The following is a 20,907-nucleotide window of genomic DNA, read 5'->3' on the forward strand; positions in this document are numbered from 1 at the left end:
GTGGCTCGCGCCCGCCAGGGCGCGAGACGGATGAGGGGCCTCAGTCGCGCAAAAGCTCGTTGATGGCGGTTTTGGAGCGCGTCTGCGCATCCACCGTCTTCACGATCACGGCGCAATAGGTGGAGGGGCCGGGCTCGCCATAAGGCATGATTTTTCCGGGCAGGTTGCCGGAGACGACCACGGAATAAGGCGGCACATAGCCGACATGAACCTCGCCGGTGGTCCGGTTCACGATTTTGGTCGAGGCGCCGATATAGACGCCCATGGCCAGCACCGAACCCTCGCCGACGATAACGCCCTCGACAACTTCGGAACGCGCGCCAATGAAGCAATTGTCTTCGATAATGGTCGGACCCGCCTGCAGCGGCTCCAGCACGCCGCCAATGCCGACGCCGCCGGACAAATGCACATTCTTGCCGATCTGCGCGCAGGAGCCGACGGTCGCCCAGGTGTCCACCATGGTCCCGGTGTCGACAAAGGCGCCGAGATTGACGAAGGACGGCATCAACACGACGCCGGGGGCGATATAGGCGGAGCGACGCACGATGGCGCCGGGCACCGAGCGGAAGCCGGCCTGCTGGTGGTCCTTGGCGCCCCAGCCCTCGAATTTCGACGGAACCTTGTCATACCAGGTGGCGCCTTCGGGACCGCCGGGGATCACCTTCATGTCGTGCAGGCGGAAGGACAGCAGCACCGCCTTTTTCAGCCATTGGTTGACCTTCCAGCTGTCCTTGCCTACAGCGCCGGGGATTTTTTCGGCCACGCGCAGCTTGCCGGCGTCGAGCAGATGCAGCGCCGATTCCACGGCATGGCGAATGTCGCCGCCGGTTTCGGCATTGATTTTGAGGCGATCTTCGAAAGCGGCTTCGATAATGGTCTCGAGCGCGTGCGGCATGGGGTTCCCCGTCAGGTTTATGGCTTTGGTTTCGGGGTTTGGGGCGGGGATGTCAAGGTTGAAGCCCTTTTCGCCGCCTATTGACAAGCCCAAGACCGCGCCCTCTTCTCATGCCTCCACCCAACCCGAGGTTTTTATGAAGAAAATCGCTCTCGCCGCCCTCGCGACCGCGCTGCTTTCGAGCCCCTGTTTCGCCGAACGTTTTTCGTGGGAAGACGGCTGGATCGAACGCCGCGGCGACCAGTGGATCGAAATGCCGGAAAACCGCAACGGCGACCACAACCGTTTCATCGAACTGTCGCGCTCGCGCGATTTTTTGCTGATCTTCGACCGCGGCCGCAACTTTTTGATGCGCTTCCCATTCTATGACGGCACATCCGGCTGGACCACGCCCGATCGCGACAGGTGGATCGACTTCAAATACACCCACTACGAGCCGTAAAACTCAGAGCGGCAGGCCCGCCAAAAAACCCGTGAGGTCGTCGGTCACAAAATCCACATGGGGCGGCACGACGTCGTGCTTCTCCCAGGCCTCGCGAAAATCCCCTGCCCCGTCCTTCGGCTTGACCAGCACGGTGAGCATACCGCTGGCGTGCGGCGCCTCGAGATTGTGGACAATGTCCTCGAACATGGCGGCGCGCGCCGGATTGACCGCGTGCCGCTCGAAAAATTTCTGATAGGTCTGCAAATGCGGCTTGGGCAAAAAGTCGCCGTGCTCGATCGCAAAACAATCCTCGAACAGCTCGGCAATCCCCAACTGCTTCGCCGTCGCCAAAGCATGAGCGTGCGACCCGTTGGTGAGAATCAGTTTGCGCCCCGGCAGCGCCTCAATGGCCGCCGCCAGCGCCGGATTGGGATCGAGCGACGTCCGGTCGATGTCATGGACGAAATGCAGGAACTCGGTGGGGTCGACCTGATATTCGTGGATCAGCCCGGCAAGCGTGGTGCCAAACACCCGATAATAGTGTTTTTGCAAAGCCCGGGCCGAAATGCCGTCGAGACCGAGCATGGCCGCCATATAGGCGGTGATGCGCGCGTCGATTTTCGGCCAGAGGTCGCTGTGCGGCGGATAGAGCGTGTTGTCCAGATCAAAAACCCAGGTATCGACCTGGGCGAAATGGCTTAACGCGCGCTTGATCGGAACAGAAAGAGTCATGCGAGTCCCATATGGGCGCCGCATGACGATTGTGCGAGCGTTCGCCTCACCGGGTGATCAGCGTGCCGGCGCCGTGATCGGTGAAAAGCTCGATCAGGACGGCGTGCGGAATCTTGCCGTCGAGAATCACCACGCCCTCAACACCCTGTTCGATCGCGTAAATGCAGGTCTCGACCTTGGGGATCATGCCGCCGGTAATGGTGCCGTCGGCGATCAGCGCCGGGATTTCACCGATCTTCAGCCGCTTGATCAGATTCTTGTCCTTGTCGAGCACGCCGGGCACGTCGGTCAGCAGCAGCAGACGCTTGGCCTCGATGGCGCCGGCGATGGCGCCGGCAAACGTGTCGGCGTTGACATTATAGGTTTCGCCCTCGTTCCCCAGCGCGATCGGCGCCAGCACGGGGATGAGTTCGCGGCCCAAAACCTGCTCGAGCACGGTCGAATCGACTTTTTCGGGCTCGCCGACAAAGCCGTAATCCACGGCCGGCTTGCCGTCCTGCGCCGGCCGCTCGACCTTTTTCGCAGTGACCAGTTTGCCGTCCTTGCCGCACAGGCCGATGGCGTGGCCGCCCTCATTGTTGATGTAGCCGACGATCTGCTTGTTGATGGCGCCGGCCAGCACCATTTCGACGACCTCCACCGTCGCCTTGTCGGTGATGCGCAAACCGTCGGCGAATTCCGACTTGATGCCAAGTTTTTTCAGCATGGCGCCGATCTGCGGCCCGCCGCCATGGACGACCACCGGATTGACGCCGGACTGCTCGAGCAAAACCATGTCGCGGGCGAAATTGCGGGCGGTCTCTTCGTCGCCCATGGCGTGGCCGCCATATTTCACCACCACCACCGCTTCGTCGTAGCGCAGCATGTGCGGCAGGGCCTGCATCAGGATTTTGGCCTGATTCACCGCTTCGGCGGTGTCGAGGGGCTGCGAGGTCGGGAGATCGGTCATGACGCCGCCTTTGTTGGTTGCGCGCTCTTTTAGCGTGAGTCCGCCGCCGCTCTCAAGCGCGCAGGCGGGCAAAAGTCGCGCTGTCGCGCTGCGAAACCAGCTCCACGATGGCGGCCCGCAAATCGCTCACCCCCTCGCCCGAATGCGAGGACAGGAACAGCACGTCGGGATGCGCGGCGGGATGTTTGCGCAGCGCGGCGCGGGCGTCTTCGAGCGTCTTTTCCACGAGGGATTTTTTCACTTCATCGCGCTTGGTGAGCACGACCTGATAGGACAAAGCCGCCTGGTCGAGCGAGGTCAGCATCTCGCGATCCACGTCCTTGATGCCGTGGCGCCCGTCGATCAGCACGAACACGCGCGACAGCGTGGCGCGCCCGCGCAAAAACTCTTTCATCAGACGGGTCCAGTTGGCGATCTTTTCTTTTGAGACCGCCGCATAGCCATAGCCCGGCATGTCCACCAGCCGCAGCAAGGGCGCGCCGGCGTCAGGGCCAAGATCGAAGAAATTGAGCTGCTGGGTGCGCCCCGGCGTGTGCGAGGTGCGGGCCAGGGTTTTGCGCGTCGTCAGCGCGTTAAGCAGCGAGGATTTGCCGACATTGGAGCGGCCGGCGAAAGCGATCTCGAGCGGCCCCATCGGCGGCAGCCCGTCGATCTTGTCGGCGGCCCAGACGAATTCGCAGTTTTGAGCGAACAGCCAGCGGCCGATGTCGGCGAAATCAGGGGAATCGGTTTCGGTCATGGATCGCCGTTGCAAGGCGCCCATTGCTGGCGCCCCCTCTCCCCGCGTGCGGGGAGAGGGAAGGGGTGAGGGGCTGGGGCGTTGGCCTCGACGTCGTCAGGACAGCGCGACGCTCAGCGCGTCGCTCCCATGTGGACGCCCTCCCCGCCATAGCGGGGAGAGAGGAAAGCCTTACTTCTTCTTGCCCACAATATTGTCGAACAGCTCGATCTTGGCGCCGGAGCGCTTCATGATCAGTCCCTGCTGCGCCACGGACAAGAGGTTGTTCCACGTCCAGTAGATCACCAGACCCGCCGGGAACGAGCCGAGCATGAAGGTGAAGATCACCGGCATCCACGCGAACATCGTCTTTTGCACGGGGTCGGTGGGCTCCGGGTTCATCTTCATCTGCACCCACATGGACACGCCCATGATCAGCGGCCAGATGCCGAGATGCAGCAGGTGGCCAAACACCGGGAGCGTGGTGGGATCGTAGTTGATCAGCCCGAACAGGTTGAACACATTGGTCGGATCGGGGGCCGAAAGGTCATGGATCCAGCCGAAGAACGGCGCGTGCCGCATTTCGATGGCGACGAACAGCACCTTGTACAGCGAGAAGAACACCGGAATCTGCAACAGCACCGGCAGGCAGCCCGCGACCGGATTGACCTTTTCGGTCCGGTAGAGATTCATCATCTCCTGCTGCTGCCGCTGCTTGTCGTCGGCGTATTTCTCCTGAATCTCCTTCATCTTCGGCTGGATGATCTTCATCTTGGCCATGGAGGCGTAGGACTTGTTCGCCAGCGGGAAGAACAGGATCTTGACGATCAGCGTGATCAGCAGAATGGCGACGCCGAAATTGCCAACCAGCGCGAACAGGGTTTCGAGCAGCCAGAACATCGGGCGGGTGATGAAATGGAACCAGCCCCAGTCGATCAGCATGTCGAATTTACTGACGCCCTGCTCGTTCTGGTAATAGGAGAGGACCCGGCTCTCCTTGGCGCCGGCGAAGACGCGGGTCGACAGCGTGGCGCTCTCGCCGGGCGCAAGGGTGCGCTGCTCGCCGAACGCGTCGGTCTGGTACTGCGGCTTGAAGCCCGGGAACATCCGGAACCAGCCCTTGTAGCCGCGCGCCGGGTCGGGAACGATCGCCGTCGCCCAATATTTGTCGGTGAAGCCGAGCCATCCGCCCACAGCATAGGAGTCGACCGGCAAAACCTTGGCCTTGTTGGTCTCCTTGGCGATCTGCGCATAGGTCACTTCGGTCGAGGCCTGGTCGGCGCCGATCACGCCGATAAAGCCTTCATGCAGCACCGCGTAGCCCGATGTCGCGGGCTCGCCCTGCCGGGTGATGGTGGCGTTGGAGAAGAAGTTGACGGCGTCCTTGCCCTTGTTCTCGACCGTGTCGGCGACGGTGAACATGTAGAACTCGTCGACCGAAATCTTGCGCTTGATCACAAGACCCTTGCCATTGTCGTAGGTCAGGGTCACGGGCGTGGTTTCGGTCAGACGCTGGCCGTCGGCCTTCCAGACGGTGTCCGCCTTGGGCAGGTCGAGCGCGACGCCTTGCGGCGCGACGTAATTGAGGTCGACGAAATAGCCGTCCTGCGCGCCGGAGGGCGACAACAGCACAATGTTGGGGCTATTCGGATCGATGGTCTCGCGATAGGCCTTCAGCGACAGGTCGTCGAGCCGCGAGCCCTTCAAAGCCAACGAGCCCGACAGATTCTTGGTGTCGATGACGATGCGCGGGCTCGCCGCGAGCGCGTCGGCGCGGCTCACGGTCGGGACGACCGGCGCGACCGCCGCTGTTTCGGGCTGGGGCGCGTTGGGATCGGCCGGCTTGCCGCCCAATTGCTGGAGCTGGCTGGTGGTCTGTCGCGCCTGGTCGACCTTCGGCTTGGCGAAGAAATAGTTCCAGCCGACGATCACCATCAGCGACAGCGCCATGGCGAGGATGAGATTTTTTTGATCGTTCTGCATGTTCAGCGGTCTGGCTTGCGTTCGGCGGAATGGAGTTTGTGCAGGGCGCCCAGGAATTCGCGGCGCAGGTCGTCAAAGCCGGCGGTCAGCGCCTCGATGCGGCCGACCAGAACATAGTCCATGCCCGGCCTCGCGTCCCCAGCGGCATGGAGACGCACGATCTCGCGCAAGCGACGACGAATGCGATTGCGTATGACGGAATTGCCTGTCTTTTTCGTGACAGTGAATCCGAAGCGCGGCGCCGAACCTTGCGCTTCGCGCCGCTTGCGCGCCTGCATCACGAAACAGCGCTGATGCTGGCGTCGTCCCTTGGCGGCGGCGAGAAAATCCGCGCGCTTTTTCAAGCGCTCCGGACATGCCGACGCCGCGCCTTCGGCGGGCGCCGAAGGGCGGCGAGAGCAAGAATCGCCGTCACCGGGACGGGGCATGGCGCGCAACGGCGCCGCGCGATCAGGCGGAGAGACGCTTGCGGCCGCGGGCGCGACGGGCATTCAGCACCTTGCGGCCGCCGACGGTGGCCATGCGGGCGCGAAAACCATGACGGCGCTTGCGCACGATTTTGGAGGGTTGATAAGTCCGCTTCACGGGTCTGCTCCGGTTTCTCTTGAGCGCCGGGATTTAAGCCCGCGCCATGTGTCCAAAAATTTCGCGCTTTCGCCGGTTCCCGTCTGGTCCTGGATCGGATTGACTTGATCAGGACGCAAACGCCCATCGACGTCGGCGCGAAGCCGAAATCGCGAGCGGCCTTATAGAGGCAAGGTTCGCGAAAAGTCAACGCGTCGGCTGTGGGAAACGCGGCTACGAAAAAATCGTGAAATCAGACTTGCCAAGCCGGCTCGGAGCCGTTAGACACCCCCTCAGTCGCGGCGGCCAAGCGCTGCTGCGAAAGGCGCCCGTAGCTCAGCTGGATAGAGCACCAGACTACGAATCTGGGGGTCAGAGGTTCGAATCCTTTCGGGCGCGCCATTAAAATTCAAACACTTAGATGCAAAAAAGCCCGGCCGTTGTGCCGGGTTTTTGCGTTGCGGTAAGCATTCGGTAAGCGATTTCCGGAAATCGACGCTCACCCGAAAAAACCCCGCGACCGGTGTTCACCGTGCGTGGCTCTGTGGGCCACTTCACTTCCATCGGTGCGCGCAATGACATATCGCATTGCACAATAAGAACCAGAACCTACCCTCTACGCCGACGAAGAGGAGCGAGCGATGGAACCTCATCAGTCGGACGGCTGGACGATAGAAGCCAGCGCACACGATGAGCGCGGCTTTGTGACCTGCGTTGCCGCAGGCGCCATCGTCTGGCGCGGACCATTAGCAAAGCTGGCTGCCGCCGATATGCCTCGCTTCGAAGTAATCTATTGCCACGACGACGACGTCGGGCAGATCGTGAGCGCGCTTGGGAAGGAACCGACCCGAAAAAGGGCGCGCCAGATATCAAACTGACAGAAGCCAAAAAAAGCCCGGCGCGCATTGGCCGGGCTAGGACAACGCTTTATCGCGGTGTAGCGCGAAGTTGCCAAGCGTCGTCAGCGTTATACGCCAAGCCTCACGCCTCGCACATCCGGGGAATCCACAGGTGCCGCCGCTTTGTGGGCTGCTGTGGGCCTTTTTGGCGCGGGCAACGCCACGAAACGGACTCCAGTCCAGTCTTGCCCCGGCAACGCGCCACACGTTGCTCCTCATAAACATTGCGATACGACTATCGCCGACTTGCCCGCTCCAAGCTCCGATTGAGCAGGCTTTTTCGGCATTAGGTAGCAAGCTCACCAAGCCAAGAATCAACGACTTGCAACCGCATGGTTGGTTGATGCGGCGGAATCACTGGCCTACCAATTTCATCGCGATCAGAGTTTGGTCATAGCGGTCGCAGCCTGGCCGGACTGCTTCATTCGACGCCCCAGAGCGGATCGGCCCATTATCCGAGAGGGCCACATGACAGACGCAAGAAACGCCGCGATAGCCCGCGCGCTGGTCAACCTCTATTACGTCCTTGCTGAATTTGACCAGGCCGGCGACCCCGAGGCCGCTATGGCCGAAGGCAGCAAATATGTCGCGCTAGCGATCCAAGAGCTTATCGGGCTGTCCCCGGCTTATGACGGGGATGAGCTTGAGGACATAATCCCGCAAGCATCCGGCCCGAGAGGCAATCAGCGCCGCCGGTCTATGATTTCCTAAACAGGAGGGGGAATCACTGGGAACGCTCAACCGCTAAGTTGGTTGCAGCCTGCCTTCGCACCATTAACTTTGAGGCGCGGTTCTCCTCGACCGCAGACGCGGCGACTCAGCCAGCGTTGGCCCGCCCCAGTGTCGCTACACCACTGGGGCGGGTTTTGTTTTGCGCGAATGGCGTCCTGCGCAACCACAGGTGTCTTATAGCCAGCGCTTGACGCCATGGTGCCGCGAGCAGGTCCCGCGCCGGTGATGCGAATAGCTGCGGCTCCCGTCTCGGCAGATCGCCATTTTGTGGCCGCCGTGGCGCCCGCATGAGGGCGAGTGGACAATGACCCCGTAATAATTGCGGTAGTGGCGCCGATTGCAGCGATATGCCTCCGCATTTGAGGCAAGCGAGACAAAAAAGATGGCGGCGAGCGCCAAAGCTAAGCCCTTCATGCGCAATCCCCAAAATCAACGTTTGGGAAGGTGCGCTGTTACGTTTCAGTTGTCCATAGCCTGACACCTTTGCGCTTTCCGCCATCGCCGACCGTACCCCGCCGCGCCGCCATGGAAAGCGCCTGCACGATCCTGAACGAAACCGACTTCCTCAGAACCTTGTCGCCTTCGTCCAGCCCTTTGGCGCGGACAACGCGCAAGGCAAGCTCTCGGTTATCCAGCGGACCTTCCTCAGCCAGTGCAGCGCGGCAGAGCTTCACGATCTCCCCACGCTTGAAGAGGTGGCGAACCTCGACATAGACCGGGAACTGTTCGGGCTCGCCGTTCAACTCGAAAAGCCGCAGCGTCGTATTCACCGCTGAGAGGTCGCGCTTGGCTTCCTCTATCTTGGCTTCATATGCGGCAATTGCGGATTCGATTTCATCGCGCTTGCGGCGGAGAATGGAGATTGCGAGGGGATCGGCCATGCCCGCATCACCCCTATTGATCTATTTTTTGGGAGCGTCGGAGTGCCAAGCGCGGTTTTTGAATTATTCCTCGAAGCGATTGCGCAGAAAAAACAACTTGTCCTTTCTTACCAGGGGTTTCGTCGCGAGGTTTGTCCGCATGTGGTTGGCTATGGGAGCGACAACTCGGAACACGCTCTGGTCTTTCAATTCGCGGGGCAGAGCCCCAATGGGCTTGTTCCAGGAGGGGAATGGCGCTGCTTGGAACTTTGCCATGTCCAATCCCCGCAAATCCAAGACGGCCCATGGCATACGAAAAATAAGCACACGCGCCCGCAAAGCCGCATCGAACGCGTCGCGCTAGAGGTCGATCATTAAGCTCCGTATTTGGAGCGAGCATATTCCCGACACCGGCTTTCCGCATTAGGCCCGCAGAAGATCGCCAGGGTCACAGATATACGGCGCTCATTCTGCGAAACTTCTGTCATCTCTCCTCAATTGTCGCTGCAATCAGACAATCGCTCAAGAGACGGACTTGGTGAGCTTGCTACCTAATGCCGCAAGCCCGGTATTTGGCAGCAAGCCACCAAAGCCGAGTTTCCGGTTAACGTGTTAAGATTAACCCGACGTGACCTTCACGTGAGATTCGACGCCCGGTACCGATTCCATACAGGCATTTGATGCCGACGATGGAGTGCCGGCCGAATGGATAACTCAAAATCAACTGAGCGCGCCTTGATTGACCTTTTCTACGCGCACGCAGAACTGACCGCGGCAACAGACCCTGAAGCGGTAGCCCGCGCCATTAGACATATCGAAGCCGCTCTTACTGAATTGAAGTCGATTGCACCGCGGTTCGAAGCGAAGGCCGCGCGAGCGGCCTAACAATCCCATAGTTTCAACTTCGCCGCTCCGGCGGGTAGCGACGCCGAAGCGGCTTCTTTTATGACGGGGCGCATTCAGGAGCTCCGGACACGCAGCTGCAGCGTGAATTCGACAAGCTGGGCGAAGGCAGCCGGGGCTTGTCGCACCACTCTGAACTCAGCCCGTAAGCCACTCCCGCAGCTGCGTCCAGCGACGATGCGCGCCAGCATTTCGGACGGCCATCGCCAGGGCGCGCCGCTGGCCTACGACGACGACCAGGCGCTTACCGCGCGTCACGGCCGTGTAAATCAGGTTGCGCGCAAGCATGGTGTAATGCTGGGTGGCGAGCGTGATCACCACCGCCGGATATTCCGAGCCCTGCGACTTGTGGATGGTCGTCGCGTAAGCCGGCACCAGCGCGTCGAGCTCGCCGAAAGGATAGACGACGTCGCGCCCGTCGAAATTCACCGTGAGCGCCTGCTCGTCCATGTCGATCGCGGCGACGCGGCCGAGGTCGCCATTGAAAACCTCGCGATCATAATCGTTTTCGGTCTGCATCACCTTGTCGCCAGGCGCGAAGATGGAGCCGAACCGTTCGACCTTTTCCGCCGGCGACGGGTTCAACGCCTTCTGCAGGTCCGCATTCAGGGCGCGGGCACCGAGCGCGCCACGCTGCATAGGACAGAGCACTTGAACATCCTGGACGGGATCAAGGCCGAAGCGGCGTGGGATGCGGTCGCGCACGATCTCGACGACCTTGGCGGCGCCCTGTTCAGGCTCGCCGGCGTCCACGAAGAAAAAATCGGACGCCTCGCCGCTTTTGGGCCATTCCGGCATCTCGCCGCGGTTGATCCGGTGGGCGTTGACCACGATTCGGCTCTCGGCGGCCTGGCGGAACACCTCGGTAAGGCGCGCAACGGGAACCGCGCCGGACGTGATGATGTCGGCGAGCACCTGACCCGGGCCCACCGATGGCAGCTGGTCGACGTCGCCGACGAGCAGCAGCCCCGCCGCCGGCGGGATCGCCTTGAGCAGCGCGAACATCAGCGAGACGTCGACCATGCTCGTTTCGTCGATCACCAGCAGATCGCAGGCGAGCGGGTTCTCGGCGTTGCGCTTGAAGCCTCCCTCCTTCGGGTTGGTCTCCAGCAGCCGATGGATCGTCTTGGCCTCGAGCCCGGTCTGATCCGTCATCCGCTTGGCGGCGCGGCCTGTCGGCGCCGCGAGCAACAGCTCGACCTTCTTGGCCGCGAGGATCCGCAGGATGGCGTCGAGCAGCGTCGTCTTGCCAACGCCCGGGCCGCCGGTGATCACCGCGACCTTCGCCGCCAGGACCTGTCCGACGGCGGCGCGCTGCGACTGCGCGAGTTGCTTGCCGGTCTTTCCCTCGACCCATGCAATGGCCTTGTCGGCGTCAATGGCGGGCCAGGCCGGCGCGCCGTCAGCAAGCGCCCGCAGACGTTCGGCCACGCCGCGCTCGGCCGCGTGGAGCCCGCGCAGGAAGATGCAGTCCTTCCCTCCGATCGTGTCGGCGACCACCTCGCCGCCCTCGAGTTCGAACGCCAGCGCGTCCTCGATGGCGCCGGCGTCGATATCGAGCAGTTCGCCGGCCAGTTTGAGCAGATCGGCGCGCGGAACGCCGCAATTTCCATCGTCAGCTGCCTCCTGGAGCGCGAAGGAAACGCCGGCGCGCAGCCGTTGGGGCGCGTTCTTCGTCATGCCCAGCTTCATGGCGATGGCATCGGCTGTCCGGAACCCTATGCCGCGGATGTCGCGCGCCAGGCGATAGGGGTTCTCCGTCATCACCTGAATGGCTTCGTGGCCGTAGGTCTTGAAGATCCGCACCGCGCGCGAGGTTCCCACGCCATGGGAGTGCAGGAAAACCATGATGTCGCGCACGGCCTTCTGCTCGGCCCAGCCGGCGGCGATTCGCGCGGCGCGCATTTCCCCAATGCCCGACACTTCGCGCAGCCGCGTCGGCTCGGCCTCGATGATTTCGAAGGTGCGCACGCCAAAGAGGGCGACAATTCGCTCGGCAAGTTTCGGCCCGATGCCGCGCACCATGCCGGAGCCGAGATATTTCTCGATCCCCTCGGCCGTCGTCGGCGCCGTGGTTTTCAGGAACTCGGCCTTGAATTGCAGCCCGTGCGCCCGATCCGTGAACCAGACGCCGACGGCGTGAATGAACTCGCCGGCGGATATCGATGCGACATGGCCGACGACCGGAACCAGGTCGCGATGGCCGCGCGCCTTCACCTTAAGGACGGCAAAGCCGTTATCCTCGTTGTGGAAGGTCACGCGCTCGACGGAGCCGACCAGCGTGTCCTTCGGCGGTAATCCGTCGGCGCCCGGCTTCATGGGATCGTCGCCGGCCGGGCCCGCGCCTGCTTGTGCAGGGCCGCCTCGTCCGATGATTTAGCCATGACCTCCCTCCCCGCGATGTGGGGGATTGCTGCATCGATCGCGTCGCGGAGCTCATCGTCCAGAACGTGGGCGTAAAACTTGGCAGTCGTCTCGATTCGCGCGTGCCCGAGCTGGCGCTGCGCGGCCTTCAAGCCTTTCGCGCGCGTCATGGCTGAGCCCATGGTGTGGCGGGCATCATGGAAGCGGACCTTCAGGCCGAGCCGCGCCGCCGCGCGCGCGAAGGCAGATTTCAGGCCTTCATAGGCGACCGGATATCGCTGGCGAAGCCGCTTCTCCCTGCCGCCTTTTCCGCCCCGGCGCCGACAGACATAGGTGAAGACGTGAGCCGGGTCCTTGCCGACCTGGGCGCCCAGGATCGCCATGGCGGCCTTCCCAAGAATCACCTGCCGCTCTCTCCCGCCCTTCTGCGTCAGCGTCGCCGTCGCCTTCTCCATGTCAACCTGCGACCATTCCATGAAGCATTCGGCAAGGCGCAGGCCGGTAGCGAGGCTGAACAGCCAGACCTCGCGATACCCCTCCGGCATGGCGTCGGCGATAGCCTGTTGATCGCCGCGCTTGATTTCGACGCCGATGGTCTCACGCTCCTTGAGGCGGTGGTTCGACCATTTCGGCTCATCGGGGAAGGTCAGCTTCCATGCGTCGCGGGCGTGGCCGAAGACCTTGCGGAGGGCGTCCACGGTCGTCCTGTTCACGGTGCCGTTTTGAATCCTGCCCTGATCTTTCCGGCCCCATGCCGTCTCGGCGCGGCGGCTGGCGACCCATGCCGCGATTTCGGCGTCTTGGATATCGGTCATCGGGCGGTTCTCTCCGAAATGCTCGGACATGCGTTCGAGGTTCCGCAGGACCGTATCCGAGCCGGCGAGGAACTGGCCCTTTTCCTGCCAGTATCGCGCGATTGCCAGACCGAGCGTCAGAACCCCATGCCCTCGGAAAACCCGCTCGGCGGATTTTCTTCTCTCTATCTCCCGCGCGGCTTCGGCTTTGCACTCTCGCTCGGCAATTTCTGCCTCTCGGCGGCTCTGCTTGCCCGTAGAGCCGCGAAATCGAGCGCCTTGAAGGCAGAATTCATACCAGAAATACGGGGAGTCTTTCCGCTTGAAGACGGACATGCTTTCCTCCGGCGCTCCGTCGCAAATGCCTCAAGGTCTGCCGGGTCAAAAACCATCCGGCGCCGCTTGGAGTGCGGGCGGGCAAGATCGATATAGGCGATTTCTCCAGCGTCCACGAAAGCCCGCAAGGACCGTTCGCAAATGCGAAGACGCTCGGCGGCTTCTTGGAGAGTGAGGAGTTGGTTCAAACCCGCCGCTCCGAGTCCGAGGCCGCGCCTTCAGCCGCTGGACCGGCCGCGAGAATTGCTTGGCGTTCGCTCAAATTCTTCGACATTGGCACCTCCTGTGAACGATGCGCCTCATGCGGCGCGGGATGGGATGAACCGGCTCTATGCAGCGCCCGTGACGCGCATGCACATTGTTCGGGCATGTCGGACGGGCGAAGGATGGTGATGCGTTTCGGAGCGGGTGTGATTGATTCCGTCATAGCCGCCATCTTAAGCCAGAAACGAGCGGACGAATGCCTTGAATTCATCAAGACAGAACTCGTTGAACTCTATGTTTTCCAACAGGTAAGCGGCCTTGATGCGCGCCTCTTGGCGCCCATCTCCTCCTCCGGCGTCGCCATCTTCGCTGCGGCGCACGCCTTGCGGTGAGCGTCAATGAGATCAGGAAGCGTCGATGAGAATACTGGGTCAGAGCCAATCGAGGCGTTGGCCCCGATGGCAGCGCCCAGCGCGCCGAAGACGGAAGCTGTCGTTCCCGCAGTGAGGAAAAGACGGCGAGAAGTTGAACTGGTCATTGCTCGCCGTCCTGCGGGAGGAATCCATTGGCTGGATAAGGCCCCAGGCACTTATGGATCGCCGCGATCTGATCGGCTGGAATGGTGTAGCTCTTGGGTGGATTCGTCTGTTCGGCGATCACGACGTAACGCACGGTTCCCGGCGTCCAATCCCAAGGAAGCGTTAGGCCGGGCGGGAGGCCCATCACGATGCGCTTCACCATTAACTGTGCATAGCCCTCCGGGACGAACTCGGGACGGACAATGATAAGAGCTGTGTCGCCGTTGTGCAGCGCAGCCGTCTTGCTGAACAGCAGCGCGTCGCCGTCGCTAAACACAGGCTCCATTTTCTGCGCGACGACCTCTAGACCGTAGAGATTCGGAATGTCTTTCGGCGCCAAGGGAAATTCAGGCAAAGCGGTGGCGTTCGCCGACGAGGCGTTGTTCATGGTTGTGCTCCTTTTTCAGTGATTTCCGAAAAACTCCCGCCCTCACACGTGCGCGAAAGTTATCGTCCGAATTTCGGACAAAAAGGGGGGGCGTTTCACCGCTCCCTCCTCAAGGGAGTGCTGACCGGCATACCCCTGTGATTTTCAAGCTCCCCCTTTTGGGGGACCGCTCTCCGCAAGGGTTGGCAATCTGCCCACCCTCCAAAGGCGGACCAATACGCAGGGTGTCGCTTCAACCGACACCCTCATGCTGCGCGCGCCAGGATGAAGCGCGAACCGATCCAGCGCGCGACGGTCGACATCAGCCGGAGCACGCGGGCGAACCGCATCCGGCGCAGCGGAGCCAATGTGCGCGCCACGGTGGCGCGGACGATAAGCGCCCCGCCGTGGGGCGACCCATTGGCATCGTTCTGACAATTAATGCCTTTTACCTCAGCCCAGGCCAGCTTCTGCGTGGTGCCGAGGTCGAGGGGAATGGCCGCGATGTGCGCCGACAGCGGCTTGTTATGGACGATGCGGCCGGCGATCACACGCACGTCGAGGTCGAAAGCCTGGCGTGCCTGTTCTTCGCGTCGCTGGCGAGCAATTGCCCATGCCCGGCGCATGATGACGCCACGATCGTAGACATGGAGGGTGGTGGTCATAGCGCATGCTCCTTCAGGTGAGTACGCCGGCGCCGTGTGCGTCCTCGAGCACCGCGAGCGCGTTGAGCATGGCCGGCTCGACTTCGCGATGATCGTCATATCGCTCCATCGCCTCGAGGCAGAAGCGCAGGAGCGCCACACCGCCGGCGGCCGTCGTTGGGATTGTCGCCAGGGCCGCAGTCTCTGCCGCCTCCAAGGCGTCAGCGGCTTTATCGATCGCGTCGTAATGGATGCCCGCTCGCGCCTCCTCCTGCGCCTCGTCATAGGCCTGCTTGGCGCGCTCGAATTCGACGACAATGGCCGCGCGTTTGGCCTCCCATGCCGCCAGCGCTTCCGGCGACGGATCGGCGACGGCCGGTTCGGGAATGCTCAGGACACGCGCCGCGGCCTCGGCGAACGTGCGTTTGCAGTCGACGGCGCAGACCGGCCCCTGCCGATCAAGCCAAGCGTTCAGGTGATGGAGCGTGGAAACCTTTTCACTGTCGCCATCCGCCTTCGCCTCGAACGTGAAGCACGTGCGCAAAATAGGATGCTCTTGGTGCGCGGCGAGCATAGGGGCGCGGACCTGGTCATAGGCGGCGCGAGCGCGGCGGACGGCGCCGATGGCCGAGAAGATCGGATCCACGGCAGAACTTGCTACGGACGAGGCTACGACAGCCGAGGGGACGGCAGCAGGAGCGGCGCCACAGAGGGCGGCCACGGCGCCGACGGAGCCGGTCGCGAGAAAAAGGCGGCGGGTCGAGTTGGTTGGCATTGCAAATCTCTCTCTGGATCAGCCTAACTTTAGGTGTGCGGTTGAAATAGCTGGCAGATCGCTCCCTCCGCGAGATTGGGCGATCTTGCCTGAAGCCCAGCCCTCCAGTGCTGTCGGGCACGAGGAGTCGAGGTTGCGGAAGAAGCTCTCGGCTTTGTCCTCGGCGATCGCGCGGCGGTACCGGTTTGCGGCGCGGGTCGAAAGCGCAGAGCGGATGCCGCCGCTCATGCTGCGGGCGTAGGCGCCAGGATTGCCAGCGCGGAGATGCTGGCGGGCAAGTTCGATGTGACGAGCGATGGACATGAAGCGTCTCCGGTTCGGGTGGTGAAATCAGGCTGCGAAGGCGGCGATGAGGCGGAGTTCGCTCCGGCTGCGCGGGCGCCCGACGGTCCAGCTGCGACGCGGCGGCGTGTGGGCGGCTTCACGGCGCGCATCGTCGCGGAAGGCCATGAGCCAACCGGCGTCGCCCTTGGCCGCCGCCCACATCATGCGCAGGCAGGCTGCCCAATACTGTGGGTGCTGGCGCGGCGTGGCCTTGGGGCCGCGCGCATCGCGGAAACGACGCCAGGCGCCGGCGAAGATTTCCGAGCGGGTCAGGTAAAATTGCCGGCGTGCCATCTGCGCCCATCCCGTAATTGCCTCTAAACAACACTTTTGATATAACCTCATTCCATAAGCTTCGCAATATCAAAAATGCAAGGTGATATCAAAATGACAATTTCTGCCGCGCAGTGCCGAGCAGCTCGCGCGCTGCTCGGATGGTCCCAAGACGACCTGGTCGCTGCATCGCGCGTTACAAAATCGACCATTGCGAATTTTGAAGGGGGAAAGCGTCAGCCGTTCGATCGCACGTTGCTCGACATTGAAAATGCGCTGTCGGCCGCAGGCGTAATTTTCATTGCTGAAAACGGAGAAGGACCGGGCGTTAGGCTTAAAAAGGATAATTCGTGAGCCGAAGAGCCGCGCGGTTCACGCAAGCCGACATCGCCAGGGCCATCAAGGCGATTCAGCAAACCGGCGCCAACATGATGGTGGAGATCGGCGTGGATGGCGTCATTCGGATCGTTCCGGTTTCAGCCAAGCCCGATGCGCCAGAGCCACCGGTTGAGCCCGGAAAAGGGATTTCGCTCTGGTGAGTGACGCTCACCGCGGACCTTTTTCACGGCCGCTTTCCCTTGACCACTTGCCGCCGTTGCGCAATATTTCCATAGCCCGGTCAAAGGACTGTGCGGATTTCGTCGGGCTTGATCGCGGCTGAAAGTGCGACGTTTTCCACGCGGGCGGCCGTAGCTCCCACTCAGCGCGCGCAGCAATCTCCGCCTCTTTGTCTGCGATGAACTTCGTCAGCTTCTTCGGATCGAACGTCCATAAGCCGCCGATCTTCGCGGCCCCCGGCAGTGCGCCCTTGCCGGCCAGCGCCTGAACCGTCCGAGGCGTGACACCCAACATTTCCGCCGCGGCTTTTGCTTTGATCCGCTTGGGTTGGCTGTCCGTCATGGCGCTCTGGTTCCGTCATCCAGCAAAGAAGGTGTCCGGCGGGGACAAATTATGGCGCACGACATTTAAACAAAGTTTATCGAATTGCCCCAAGGTGATGCTATTCATTGGAGGCTTACATGACCGAATACCTTGCGGTAAGCAACGAATTTGACGTCAACGAAACTTACGCGCGATCACAGGGTCAGTGCGATACAGCGCGCTTGGCCGGCGGCGGTTCCGTCTCTGTGTGGCGCGATATGCAGAATGGCTCGTCCGCGGACCAGTCAATCCAGTTGCGTCTTTATAGCCCGAGCGGCGAGCCGCTCACAGGCGAGATCACGGCGATCGCTTCTTCCGGCAGCGTATATCTGCCGAGCGTCGCCGCCCTGCCGAACGGCGGGTTCATCGTGACGTGGGAAGATTGGAACGGACAGCACGCGCGCATGTTCGACGCCACCGGCGCGGCGACGACGGGCGTGCTGGACCTGGCGCCCTATAGCAGTTCGATCGCGCTGCCGACGGTGGTCGGTCTCGCCGGGGGCGGCTTTGCGCTTGCCTGGAGCGACCAGCGCACGACGGGGGGCGACACGTCGGGATCAAGCATGCACATGCGCTGCTATGACGCTACCGGCGCCCTTGTCGGTGCGGAACAGCAGATCAATGTCGCAACCAACAGGAACCAGACCGACACATGTATGGCGGCGCTCACGAGCGGCGGCTTCGTCGTGACATGGCGCGACGGCGGCGTCGGGGGTGGCGGATCGCAGATCAAGGCGCGCATCTACAATGGATCTGGGCAAGCGCTCAGCGGCGAGGTCGCGCTCAGCGACTTGAGCGTCTCGGCGACCGCGCCGAGCATCACGGCACTCGCAGACGGCGGCTTCGCGGCACATTGGGAAGAGAACGCAATGGAGGTCGTGCAGCGCTTCTCGTCCCAAGGCGTCGCGGTTGGGCCCAAACTCACCACAGCGATGCAGCTCTACGGCGCAGGCTGTGTTTCCGCCAAGACCGACATCGTCGCCCTGTCCGGCGGCGGACTCGCGATCGCATGGGTCGCGAATTACGATATTTTCAACGATGGCTCGGGCACGTCGATCGCTGTCCAGGTGTTTGACTCCTCAGGCAACACGGCCGGCCCCATGCGCGCCAATATCGACTCAGAAGGCGATCAAATTCAGCCTGTCTTAACAGCACTCGACAATGGCGCCTTCATGGTGTCCTGGACGGACATGGCCACTGGCGGCGACACTATTCAGGTCAGCTCCCGCATTTTCGCGCCGACCATAGCCTTCGCCGGCGATCCCGCCCATTTGTCTATCGCCGAGGGCGCGACGCAGATCGCCACCATTGTCGCGAATTCCACTCGCGCGGGCGCAACCATTACATATGCCATCGCGGGCGGCGCTGACGCCGGACTGTTCGCTATCGACGCAACGACCGGCCAATTGTCCTTCACGCAGGCGCAGGACTACGAGGCGCCGCGTGACCAGGGCGGCGACCGCATCTACGACGTCGTATTGCGCGCGTTCGACGCAACCTCTACCGCCGATTGCGCAGTGCGGATCGCGCTGACCAATGTCAATGAGCCCGTCGTCATCACCTCTTTCGGCGGCGCCGACGCCGCTGACATCAAGTCGACGGGCGGAACCTCGGCGTTCGTCAGTCTCGCGGCCTCCGACCCTGACGGTGGCGCGGTTTCCTGGGCGATCGTTGGCGGCGACGATGCGGCCTTTTTCGCCCTCGACCCCGGCACGGGTGCGCTAGCCTTTAAGCAGGCGCCAAACGCCTCAGCGCCCGTCGATGCCGATGCGAACGGAGTCTACGCGGTCACGGTCTCGGCGAGCGACGGCGTTTTTGCGGACACGCAAATGCTTCGCGTCTCCGTCGTACAAGATCACGCGCCGATCATCACTTCATTTAGCGCCGCCGACGCGGCCAGTCTCACAATTGCGGAAAACGGCCAAGTGGTGACGACGCTCACGGCGACCGACCCGGACGGCGATACACTCGCTTGGTCGATCGCTGGCGGCGCCGACGCCGCTTTCTTCACCGTCGATGCGAAGTCCGGCGCGCTACGCCTCGTCTCGGCGCCGGATTATGAAAAGCGAGCTGACGCCAATCTCGACGGGACTTACGAGGTCACGGTGCGCGCGAGCGACGGTCAAATGTCCGACACCCAGGCGCTGCTGGTCACGGTGGCGAATGTGAACGAAGCTCCCGTGATCACCTCCGGCGGCGGCACCGCCGCCTGCGGCGTGTCCGTCGCCGAAAATCTCGCCACCGTGGCGACGATGACCGCCGCCGATCCCGAAGGCGGCGTCGTGACCTGGAGCATCGCCGGCGGTGCGGACGCCGCGCGTTTCGTCCTTGATGCAAAAACGGGCGCGCTCGGCTTTGTCAGTGCGCCCAATTACGAGGCGCCCTCCGACGCCAACCGCGACAATGTCTACGACGTCATCGTCGCAGCGAGCGACGGCGCGTTGTCGGGGACGCAGACCGTTTCGGTGAAGGTCACCAACGTGAACGAGGCGCCGGTCATTACTTCCGGCGGCGCAGGGGACGCCGCGACTTACTCGATCGCCGAAAACACCACGGCAGTCGCGTCTCTCACCGCGAGCGATCCGGAGGGCGCGGCGATCAGCTGGACGATCGCTGGAGGCGCCGACGCATCCCGGTTCACCATCTCCGCAGGCGGCACGCTCAGCTTCGCGACGGCGCCGGATTACGAGGCGCCGACCGACGTCAATCGCGACAACATCTATGAACTCGCTGTCGCGGCGAGCGACGGTGTGATGGTCGATGTTCAGGCGCTGAAAGTCACTGTTACAGACGTCAACGAAAATCCGACGTTGAGATATGGCACGAGTTCCACCGACTACATGTATGGCACGGATGCACCGGACTCATTCTCCGCCCTCGGCGGGGCCGACTATCTGTTCGGCTATGGCGGCGCCGACACCCTCAACGGCGGCGCGGGCTCGGATTACCTATGCGGAGGCGTCGGCGCGGACGTTCTCACCGGCGGAACGGAGATGGACGCCTTTGTCTACAGCTCGATCGCTGACAGCGCGGTCGGCGCTGAGGATACCATCACCGACTTTTCCCATGCGCAATGGGACTATATCAACCTTTACGCAATCGACGCCAATACGTTGGCGGCGGGCGATCAGGCCTTTACCTATATCGGGTCGGCTGCGTTCACGGGTGTCGCTGGCCAGTTGCGCGCCGCGGTGTCGGGATCGTCCATGATGGTCACGGGCGACGTCAACGGCGACAGGGTCGCGGATTTCGGGATCAGACTGACCGGTGTCACGTCACTGGTCGCGTCAGATTTCAGCTTGTGATCTCAGGCGAACCGCTATCGCTCTTCCTATGTGCGCGCGACCGCCCCCTCGAAACAGTGACCGCCTGCATCTCTGCTGGCGTGTCGGATAAACAAGGGTTTGCCGGGGCATTGCTCCGACAAACCTTTTGAGGCCAAGGCGGTTAGTTCAGCTGCGACGGGCATTCCGGGCTCCGCTTTACCCGACCAGTGACAGCGCTCTACGACGTTTTCAATGTTCGTCAGCACCTCAACAGTTTGAACTTCAATCTATTTTCCAAAAAATGGACCTAGAGCGGATTCGACTTAATCCGGATCATATCCTGCTGCGGCGAAGAAATTGGCGCACTCTTGCGGCGTGAAAGCTGACAGGAGCGCGCCTATC

26 protein-coding genes and 1 tRNA gene are annotated in these 20,907 nt (G+C 62.3%); 9 read left to right on the forward strand and 18 right to left on the reverse strand.

Annotated features, from left to right (window positions below; genetic code table 11):
• Positions 1-40: 40 nt before the first annotated feature.
• On the reverse strand, positions 41-895 hold the full coding sequence (gene dapD / locus M2320_RS07015) for a 2,3,4,5-tetrahydropyridine-2,6-dicarboxylate N-succinyltransferase (protein WP_184430281.1): 855 nt from the start codon (positions 893-895) through the stop codon (positions 41-43).
• A 136-nt stretch (positions 896-1,031) separates the two neighbouring features.
• Between dapD and M2320_RS07020 the strand changes: the two genes are divergently transcribed.
• The gene (locus M2320_RS07020) at positions 1,032-1,337 is read left to right on the forward strand and encodes a hypothetical protein (RefSeq protein ID WP_264596652.1); all 306 of its coding nucleotides are present in this window, start codon (positions 1,032-1,034) and stop codon (positions 1,335-1,337) included.
• Positions 1,338-1,340: 3 nt separating this feature from the next.
• On the opposite strand, the gene M2320_RS07025 is transcribed toward M2320_RS07020, so the two are convergent.
• From M2320_RS07025 to rpmH, 6 genes are all read right to left on the reverse strand, one after another.
• Entirely contained in the window at positions 1,341-2,051 is a 711-nt protein-coding gene (locus M2320_RS07025; protein ID WP_264596653.1) for a pyrimidine 5'-nucleotidase, read from the reverse strand.
• A 46-nt stretch (positions 2,052-2,097) separates the two neighbouring features.
• The gene (gene argB / locus M2320_RS07030; protein WP_184430284.1) at positions 2,098-3,000 is read right to left on the reverse strand and encodes an acetylglutamate kinase; all 903 of its coding nucleotides are present in this window, start codon (positions 2,998-3,000) and stop codon (positions 2,098-2,100) included.
• A gap of 52 nt (positions 3,001-3,052) precedes the next feature.
• Complete coding sequence (gene yihA / locus M2320_RS07035) at positions 3,053-3,739, reverse strand: ribosome biogenesis GTP-binding protein YihA/YsxC (protein ID WP_184430285.1); 687 nt, start codon at positions 3,737-3,739, stop codon at positions 3,053-3,055.
• A 171-nt stretch (positions 3,740-3,910) separates the two neighbouring features.
• On the reverse strand, positions 3,911-5,701 hold the full coding sequence (gene yidC / locus M2320_RS07040; RefSeq protein WP_264596654.1) for a membrane protein insertase YidC: 1,791 nt from the start codon (positions 5,699-5,701) through the stop codon (positions 3,911-3,913).
• Between the two features lie 2 nt (positions 5,702-5,703).
• Positions 5,704-6,045, reverse strand: a complete 342-nt coding sequence (gene rnpA, locus M2320_RS07045; protein ID WP_264596655.1) for a ribonuclease P protein component — start codon at positions 6,043-6,045, stop codon at positions 5,704-5,706.
• Between the two features lie 106 nt (positions 6,046-6,151).
• Positions 6,152-6,286: a 50S ribosomal protein L34 gene (rpmH, locus tag M2320_RS07050; protein ID WP_184430288.1), complete on the reverse strand. Its 135-nt coding sequence runs from the start codon at positions 6,284-6,286 to the stop codon at positions 6,152-6,154.
• Positions 6,287-6,590: 304 nt separating this feature from the next.
• On the opposite strand from rpmH, the gene M2320_RS07055 reads away from it, so the two are divergent.
• From M2320_RS07055 to M2320_RS07065, 3 genes are all read left to right on the forward strand, one after another.
• Positions 6,591-6,667, forward strand: a tRNA-Arg gene (locus M2320_RS07055).
• Between the two features lie 239 nt (positions 6,668-6,906).
• Complete coding sequence (locus M2320_RS07060; RefSeq protein WP_264596656.1) at positions 6,907-7,143, forward strand: hypothetical protein; 237 nt, start codon at positions 6,907-6,909, stop codon at positions 7,141-7,143.
• 489 nt (positions 7,144-7,632) lie between these two features.
• Entirely contained in the window at positions 7,633-7,875 is a 243-nt protein-coding gene (locus M2320_RS07065) for a hypothetical protein (protein ID WP_264596657.1), read from the forward strand.
• Between the two features lie 195 nt (positions 7,876-8,070).
• Here M2320_RS07065 and M2320_RS23345 read toward each other — a convergent pair whose 3' ends face one another.
• Positions 8,071-8,310, reverse strand: a complete 240-nt coding sequence (locus tag M2320_RS23345; RefSeq protein WP_425540659.1) for a DUF3761 domain-containing protein — start codon at positions 8,308-8,310, stop codon at positions 8,071-8,073.
• A gap of 38 nt (positions 8,311-8,348) precedes the next feature.
• Positions 8,349-8,777, reverse strand: coding sequence for a hypothetical protein (locus M2320_RS07070; RefSeq protein ID WP_264596658.1), 429 nt, complete (start codon positions 8,775-8,777; stop codon positions 8,349-8,351).
• A gap of 684 nt (positions 8,778-9,461) precedes the next feature.
• Between M2320_RS07070 and M2320_RS07075 the strand changes: the two genes are divergently transcribed.
• Positions 9,462-9,641: a hypothetical protein gene (locus tag M2320_RS07075; protein ID WP_264596659.1), complete on the forward strand. Its 180-nt coding sequence runs from the start codon at positions 9,462-9,464 to the stop codon at positions 9,639-9,641.
• Between the two features lie 156 nt (positions 9,642-9,797).
• Here the strand turns inward: M2320_RS07075 and recD2 are convergent, their stop codons facing one another.
• The 3 genes from recD2 to M2320_RS23350 all read right to left on the reverse strand — a co-directional run bounded on the left by recD2 (position 9,798) and on the right by M2320_RS23350 (position 13,341).
• Positions 9,798-11,978, reverse strand: coding sequence for an SF1B family DNA helicase RecD2 (recD2, locus tag M2320_RS07080; RefSeq protein WP_264596660.1), 2,181 nt, complete (start codon positions 11,976-11,978; stop codon positions 9,798-9,800).
• Positions 11,975-12,868 carry a tyrosine-type recombinase/integrase gene (locus M2320_RS07085; RefSeq protein ID WP_425540660.1) on the reverse strand — a complete coding sequence of 298 codons (894 nt, stop codon included), beginning with the start codon at positions 12,866-12,868 and terminating at the stop codon, positions 11,975-11,977. Before M2320_RS07085 ends, recD2 begins: the two co-directional genes overlap by 4 nt.
• Positions 12,869-13,002: 134 nt before the next feature.
• Positions 13,003-13,341: a helix-turn-helix domain-containing protein gene (locus tag M2320_RS23350; RefSeq protein WP_425540661.1), complete on the reverse strand. Its 339-nt coding sequence runs from the start codon at positions 13,339-13,341 to the stop codon at positions 13,003-13,005.
• Here M2320_RS23350 and M2320_RS07090 point away from each other — a divergent pair.
• Positions 13,225-13,749, forward strand: coding sequence for a hypothetical protein (locus M2320_RS07090; protein ID WP_264596662.1), 525 nt, complete (start codon positions 13,225-13,227; stop codon positions 13,747-13,749). The two genes, M2320_RS23350 and M2320_RS07090, sit on opposite strands and share 117 nt — an antisense overlap.
• Positions 13,750-13,891: 142 nt before the next feature.
• On the opposite strand, the gene M2320_RS07095 is transcribed toward M2320_RS07090, so the two are convergent.
• The 5 genes from M2320_RS07095 to M2320_RS07115 all read right to left on the reverse strand — a co-directional run bounded on the left by M2320_RS07095 (position 13,892) and on the right by M2320_RS07115 (position 16,339).
• Positions 13,892-14,323: a hypothetical protein gene (locus tag M2320_RS07095; RefSeq protein ID WP_264596663.1), complete on the reverse strand. Its 432-nt coding sequence runs from the start codon at positions 14,321-14,323 to the stop codon at positions 13,892-13,894.
• Between the two features lie 245 nt (positions 14,324-14,568).
• On the reverse strand, positions 14,569-14,967 hold the full coding sequence (locus M2320_RS07100) for a hypothetical protein (protein ID WP_264596664.1): 399 nt from the start codon (positions 14,965-14,967) through the stop codon (positions 14,569-14,571).
• Between the two features lie 13 nt (positions 14,968-14,980).
• The gene (locus M2320_RS07105; RefSeq protein ID WP_264596665.1) at positions 14,981-15,592 is read right to left on the reverse strand and encodes a hypothetical protein; all 612 of its coding nucleotides are present in this window, start codon (positions 15,590-15,592) and stop codon (positions 14,981-14,983) included.
• A 147-nt stretch (positions 15,593-15,739) separates the two neighbouring features.
• Positions 15,740-16,024, reverse strand: coding sequence for a hypothetical protein (locus M2320_RS07110; protein WP_264596666.1), 285 nt, complete (start codon positions 16,022-16,024; stop codon positions 15,740-15,742).
• A 27-nt stretch (positions 16,025-16,051) separates the two neighbouring features.
• Complete coding sequence (locus M2320_RS07115; protein WP_264596667.1) at positions 16,052-16,339, reverse strand: hypothetical protein; 288 nt, start codon at positions 16,337-16,339, stop codon at positions 16,052-16,054.
• A gap of 93 nt (positions 16,340-16,432) precedes the next feature.
• Here M2320_RS07115 and M2320_RS07120 point away from each other — a divergent pair, with 93 nt between their 5' ends.
• A complete protein-coding gene (locus tag M2320_RS07120; protein WP_264596668.1) occupies positions 16,433-16,672 on the forward strand; it encodes a helix-turn-helix domain-containing protein in 240 nt (79 codons plus the stop codon).
• Positions 16,669-16,857, forward strand: a complete 189-nt coding sequence (locus M2320_RS07125) for a hypothetical protein (protein WP_264596669.1) — start codon at positions 16,669-16,671, stop codon at positions 16,855-16,857. Before M2320_RS07120 ends, M2320_RS07125 begins: the two co-directional genes overlap by 4 nt.
• A gap of 7 nt (positions 16,858-16,864) precedes the next feature.
• Here the strand turns inward: M2320_RS07125 and M2320_RS07130 are convergent, their stop codons facing one another.
• Positions 16,865-17,218 (reverse strand): helix-turn-helix domain-containing protein, encoded by a 354-nt coding sequence (locus M2320_RS07130; RefSeq protein ID WP_264596670.1) that lies wholly within the window; start codon positions 17,216-17,218, stop codon positions 16,865-16,867.
• Positions 17,219-17,337: 119 nt separating this feature from the next.
• Between M2320_RS07130 and M2320_RS07135 the strand changes: the two genes are divergently transcribed.
• Positions 17,338-20,544, forward strand: coding sequence for a cadherin domain-containing protein (locus M2320_RS07135; protein ID WP_264596671.1), 3,207 nt, complete (start codon positions 17,338-17,340; stop codon positions 20,542-20,544).
• Positions 20,545-20,907: the final 363 nt, after the last annotated feature.

Origin of the sequence: Rhodoblastus acidophilus, from assembly GCF_025961575.1 — a bacterium.
GTDB lineage: Bacteria > Pseudomonadota > Alphaproteobacteria > Rhizobiales > Beijerinckiaceae > Rhodoblastus > Rhodoblastus acidophilus_C.